Annotated in this window: 4 protein-coding genes and 3 pseudogenes; 1 reads left to right on the top strand and 6 read right to left on the bottom strand. The window is 44.9% G+C overall.

Going from position 1 to position 5,357, the window contains the following annotated elements; all coding sequences use genetic code 11:
• Nucleotides 1-466: MATE family efflux transporter (locus AB4512_RS20870; RefSeq protein ID WP_372175544.1), on the bottom strand; the 466-nt coding region annotated here is incomplete at its 3' end.
• Nucleotides 467-926: 460 nt separating this feature from the next.
• Here AB4512_RS20870 and AB4512_RS20875 point away from each other — a divergent pair.
• Nucleotides 927-1,760: pseudogene (locus tag AB4512_RS20875) on the top strand (alpha/beta fold hydrolase).
• Between the two features lie 260 nt (nucleotides 1,761-2,020).
• Here AB4512_RS20875 and AB4512_RS20880 read toward each other — a convergent pair.
• From AB4512_RS20880 to AB4512_RS20900, 5 genes and pseudogenes are all read right to left on the bottom strand, one after another.
• Nucleotides 2,021-2,611: a WYL domain-containing protein gene (locus AB4512_RS20880; RefSeq protein ID WP_372175545.1), complete on the bottom strand. Its 591-nt coding sequence runs from the start codon at nucleotides 2,609-2,611 to the stop codon at nucleotides 2,021-2,023.
• 115 nt (nucleotides 2,612-2,726) lie between these two features.
• Entirely contained in the window at nucleotides 2,727-3,635 is a 909-nt protein-coding gene (locus AB4512_RS20885; RefSeq protein WP_372175546.1) for an IS5 family transposase, read from the bottom strand.
• Nucleotides 3,636-3,735: 100 nt separating this feature from the next.
• A pseudogene (tnpC, locus tag AB4512_RS20890) lies at nucleotides 3,736-4,803 on the bottom strand (IS66 family transposase); the annotation flags it as partial.
• Nucleotides 4,804-4,862: 59 nt separating this feature from the next.
• Nucleotides 4,863-5,216 (bottom strand): IS66 family insertion sequence element accessory protein TnpB, encoded by a 354-nt coding sequence (gene tnpB / locus AB4512_RS20895; RefSeq protein WP_017037716.1) that lies wholly within the window; start codon nucleotides 5,214-5,216, stop codon nucleotides 4,863-4,865.
• Nucleotides 5,213-5,357, bottom strand: a pseudogene (locus AB4512_RS20900) (IS66 family insertion sequence element accessory protein TnpB); the annotation flags it as partial. The pseudogene AB4512_RS20900 and the gene tnpB, both read right to left, overlap by 4 nt.

The following is a 5,357-nucleotide window of genomic DNA, read 5'->3' on the forward strand; positions in this document are numbered from 1 at the left end:
CTTCACAGAAACCATTCAAGGTGTAGAAAAGGGCAATACCCGGTACACCAAAGGCGAGGGCAAAGGCATAGTCACTGCCGATAGGGATGATTTCAGCGGCAACACCAATCCATTCTAGGATCGGTTTCGCACTCACCAAGTAAGCGATAAGCAGCACGCTAGCAATTAATGCGAGCCAAACCATCTGGAAGAATTCAACAGAGATACTTTGAAAGTCACGTGCGCCACGGTGGTAAGCGACAACAGGTGTTAACGCCATAATCACGCCACGCAGTAGCAGCAACACAGGGATCCAAAGGCTAGTGCCGAGAGCAATAGCGGCGAGATCGGCAGGGCTTACTTGGCCAGCCATTGTCGTATCGACAAATCCCATCGCTTGGGTAGCTATTTGAGTCAAAATGATTGGAACCGAAAGATGCATAAGCGCACCCGATTCACGAGTAAAAGGACGAAGTTTCGTTAGCATGGAAGTTCACAACACCAATATAAATACACGAATGATGGCAGGATGGCCGGTGTGCATTTTAGGATGTGCCCCGTTGGGCGGGCGACAATATAAACACCTTACCGTATAGGGTCAAGCATTGGATTTATTGAGTTCAAGTTGCTCTGATATATACCGCCACGTCTTAGCTTCAAATCTAGTGCTGGATAACTCTCCTATTGCCACAATGCCAGCAGAAACACAAATAACCCAATTCCAAGCGTGACTTTTAAAAGTAAGCCAAGAGGGGCTCCACCTTTTGGCGCTTTATTGCAACATCCCATAATCGTTTCCTAGTTATATTGAGCTCGTGAGTTGACCTTAAACCTTCCCCTTACAGTAAGGTCAATAAGTTTATAAAACTTAACCAAATTAACCTTTCTTATCGTGTTGGATTCGTTAAGATAAATCCAAAGTCTGCGATTAGAAGTGTGAGGATAATGTGTTGATAGAAAAGTGGTTAGAGATCGATGGTGATCAGCTTTATTGCTTGTCGACTGATATCAAAGAGTCTCAGGAAACACTGGTGTTGATTCATGGGTTGGGTGAGTCACATTTATGTTTTGCCGATGTGTTTGACTGGCTACCGAATTACAACTTAGTCATGTTTGACCTGTGTGGTTATGGCTATTCTCCTGCTTCGAATATATCCCACTCAACAGAAACTCAAGCAAATCGAATATTGAAAGCACTCGACTTATTGAGCATCCATGGTTGCTTTCTACTTGGGCACTCTTGGGGAGGCGATACATCGACGTTGATTTGTGAATACGACACGAGATGCATCGTGCGTGGTTTCATTAATGCTGAAGGCGGACTGCACGAAGAAAGCATCATCCTATCCCAGATTATTGCAGATACATATTCTGAACTAAGCACTGACGAGTTTGCGAACTGGGTGAAAGGAGAAGGTTTCTCAAAACGTTTTCCCATGGCTTGAGGACACGGAGCAGGTGTTAAGTATCTTTCGTCAGTTAGAAGATGTGAGCCAGAGGTTCTTGGTCAAACCGCCAGTGAAATCTACGGACAACATGCGACTCAAGATATCCGTGGCGTGGTTGGCTGGGGACAAATTTTCGAAAACTTATCCATACCTAAAGTATATTTTTGGGGTGCTGACAGCCTAGAGGGTTGTGAGCGTGCGAAAGAGTTTATTAGTACGTTAGACAACGTTTCATTTGAGGGCGCAAACCACTGGGTGCAAAACGATCCGGCCAAGTTCTATGCGGAAGTAGATAAGTTTATTACTGGCGTTACAAATAGAACCAAAACTTAGATATTCAACAACGATAATAGAAAGTCTATATGTGGATTGTTGGTTAGCTGGTGTCGTCTTATAATTAAGTTTGTGACCACAAGGACTGATTCCAAACAGCAAATTTCATGGAAATCTGTGATTAAGATTGTGACTTACCTGTCAAGCGACCTGAGATCACCTTGATACTCACTTAATTAAGTTTGTGACTAGTAGACTTGGTTGTGAAGTCAACGACCTCGAACCTTTGCTTATGAACTGGACTACCCTAGACAAAACGCCTATGCAATAACACTATTAATCATATGAGGTCGAATAGCCTCACGATCCTTTACAGTAAGCTGAAATGCTTTCGGACTCTCACAAAGTTGATTTTCATCTAGACATATATTGAGTCTTTGAACAATGTACTTCACTAGTGCGTTTCGTGATTTGATAGCCAGGTGTCCGTCGTTCATGCCATAGTCCTCCGCAATAATTTTTTGCTGTGCCGGCTCTAAATAAGGGTTAGGGATGACCTTTATCTCTGCCATTTCGTTCCAGTCGGTATCCCGATCGCGACCATAGTTCGATCTGTCAAGCAGATCAGGTACGTTGCGAAATCGGCTGAGTACAAAATCTCGATACTCGCTACGGTGCTCACAGTAAGCCCGTACATGCCAGCGGATACCATCATTCACAATCGTATGAGGGACAATATTACGTCCGACGATTTTTGGAGTGGAAAGCGAGCCATAATCAATATCCACCCGACGCTGTTCACGTGCAGCTTGAATCAGGCAGCGCACAATAATTGGCGATATAGATCGTTCTGGCACCATAAGCACAGCAGATTCTGCATGCCCCATCTCAAAAAAATCAAAAGATTCCACTATCTGGTTTTGCTGGTGTAAGAATGTTAGATATTCGTTTGCAGTACCTTGGGGCTTTGTTTCCTAATTGGATCTCAGATAGAAACGGCCAGTATGGGTGATTATTAGGCTATTTCTATCGTTTTAGGCAACCTAACCCTGTGAGCTTATTCAACGCTTTAATCATGGCGTAGGTTTCACCAACCTGAGCATTATAGTTTCTTAAACTTAATCGCCCACCAAACAGTGTCTTTACACGGAACATAGCCGTCTCTGAAAGTGACCGTTTATGGTAACCGTACTTCTTTTTCCAATGTTTATTTGAGCCGTATAATTTCTGGCAAGCTACCGCCAGATTACGGGGGTGACCTCGTAACCAAAAAGCAGCACCTTCTCTCGGTGGAATAAGTGGAACAGCTTGTTTAATACGTATTGCTTCGTAGCATTGTCTTGTATCGTAAGCTCCATCACCAGATATCTTATTGATTCTACGACGAGTTTGATTCAGTAAATTAGGAAGAGCTTCACCGTCAGTGACATTCGATAAACTTAACTCAGCCGCAATGATTTCATGAGTGCCAGTGTCTACGGCTAAATGGAGCTTACGCCAAACTCGACGCTTCCCGTCAGTACCATGTTTTTTTACTTTCCATTCACCTTCACCGTAGACCTTTAGCCCTGTTGCATCAATGGCTAAATGCTGTATTGCGCCTCGGGTTTTTGTCTTGAATGACACATTAACCGTTTTGGCTCGTTTACTGATGCATGAATAATGAGGACATGACAACGGGAGTTGAGCGAGTTTGAAAACAGAATCGATGAATCCTTGTAACGCTCTCAACGGCATCGCGAATACTCGTTTAACCATGAGGGCGGTCGTAATGGCTAAGTCACTAAACAATCGAGGTCGACCTCGTTTACCTTGCTTGAGTTGCTTCCACTGTTGAATCGCTTCCTCATCAATCCAGAATGTCAGTGAACCACGATTGATTAGGGCTTGGTTATATTGTTTCCAGTTAGTTGTTCTGTAGCAAGGCTTTGGCATTGCTCTAAGTATGTGAGTGAACTTAGATGATCTGATCGTAGCTTTAAGCATTAGTTCCCTGATTTAGGAAACAAAGCCGTTCGTGGCCGATAATTGTNNGCGCCTTATCAGCCTTGCCTGATTTACCTTTCCCTTGAAGCTTCTTCGCATCCATGAACTTGCGACGAGCATGCGCTAAGCACCCTACATTGGTGACGTGATGCAGACCATCATAAGCCGCGTAGCCATCGGTTTGTAGATAACCGTTGTAGTCACCTAAAAAGTCCACGGGACACGCCCTCGCGCGACTGTTTTGATAGTTGTACAAGGCAATATTTTTCACATTCGGCAGTGCCGATTCGGGTGAGTCAGCGCCTGAGCAGTAGAGCCACATATAACACTTCTTCTCTTCTTTGAGCACATTGAGCGGCGTTTCATCCGCCTGAACCACCACTTGTTGAAGCAGGTTCTCCTTCAAGGCCGCATACAGCGGGGCGAACTTCTCACTGACTTGGATAACCCACCTTGCCATGGTGGTGCGTGATAGCTCGATACCCGACTGGGTAAACAGCGATTCTTGGCGATAAAGTGGCATCGCGTATTGGTATTTGCCAAGAATGATGTTGGTCAGCAAGCTTTCTGTGGCGAAGCTTTTAGGGATGAGACTCTGAGGGGATGGCTTCTGAACGATACGGCTGCTGTCATCTGTTTTCTCGCACTGGCGGCAAGCGTACTTAGGACGAACATATTCCAACACTTTGAGTACCGCTGGCGTGAACTCTAGCTTCTCGCTGCGGTCTTCACCGATTTTATGCAGGCTATGATTGCAGCAAGCGCACTGCTTTTCATGGTCGTCTACATCAAGTTCGATAACCTCACGAGGCAAGGTCTTAGGCAGAGGTTTACGTTTACCGCGCTTTTTCGTTGTGGTCGTGGTTGTCACCTCAACCTCGTCTTCTTTAACGGCTTCACACTCCGCTTCGTTGAAGAGGTCACCTTGTGATTCATCGTAAGGCTTTAATGCCTCCGAGCGTTTCGCGAACTGACGGTCGAAGGCGAGTTTGAGTTGTTCAAGCAGCGATTGGCGCTCTTGTTTCCACTCATTTTTCTCCGACATCAGAGCAGCTACCATCGCTTGTAGCTCGGCAACATCTTGGCTTTCTGGGTCGATATTTGGCGTCTTTTTCATAGCATTGATTATACTGAAATCGTGCCGTTAACGCTTGGAGAATAAGGCTTTATTCTCGATTAACTCATTGTAAAATCGTTTATTTTGATGGGTTCGTGGCCGATAATTGTGAAGCCTGAAAGCAGTCTATCAAGCTCAAATTGAGTGAGGGTAAACACCTGATTTTTCTCTTTTGAAGGCCACTTATACTTGGCTTTTTCAAGGCGTTTATACCAGAGGGCGAAGCCTGTTTTATCCCAGTACAACACTTTAATCTTATCGCGCTGTTTATTGGTAAACAGGAACAGCGCACCGCTGCCAAGAGGCAAGTCAGTATCATTTTCGATAATCGCTGCAAGGCCGTTGATGGACTTTCTAAAATCGACGCTTTCACGATAAAGGTAAATGTCTGGAGCGCTGAGCATACCTTTCATGACAACGCTCCAATGAGTTCAGCAAGATAGGTGGCTGGCGTGCCTTGAGGAATGCTCAGCTCCACATCATTGATGAGAAGTGTCATGTTCGCCGTAGCTATCTGGGCCTGATACTTGGTTGTCTTTTCAACGATTTCGGCT

The sequence above is a fragment of the Vibrio sp. 10N.222.52.B7 genome, assembly GCF_041474275.1.
Taxonomy (GTDB): Bacteria; Pseudomonadota; Gammaproteobacteria; order Enterobacterales; family Vibrionaceae; genus Vibrio; species Vibrio crassostreae_C.

Coding starts and splice junctions, on each gene's coding strand:
- AB4512_RS20885 (WP_372175546.1), bottom strand. CDS start 3,635: ATGCCAAAGCCTTGCTACAGAACAACTAACTGGAAACAATATAACCAA.
- tnpB (WP_017037716.1), bottom strand. CDS start 5,216: ATGAAAGGTATGCTCAGCGCTCCAGACATTTACCTTTATCGTGAAAGC.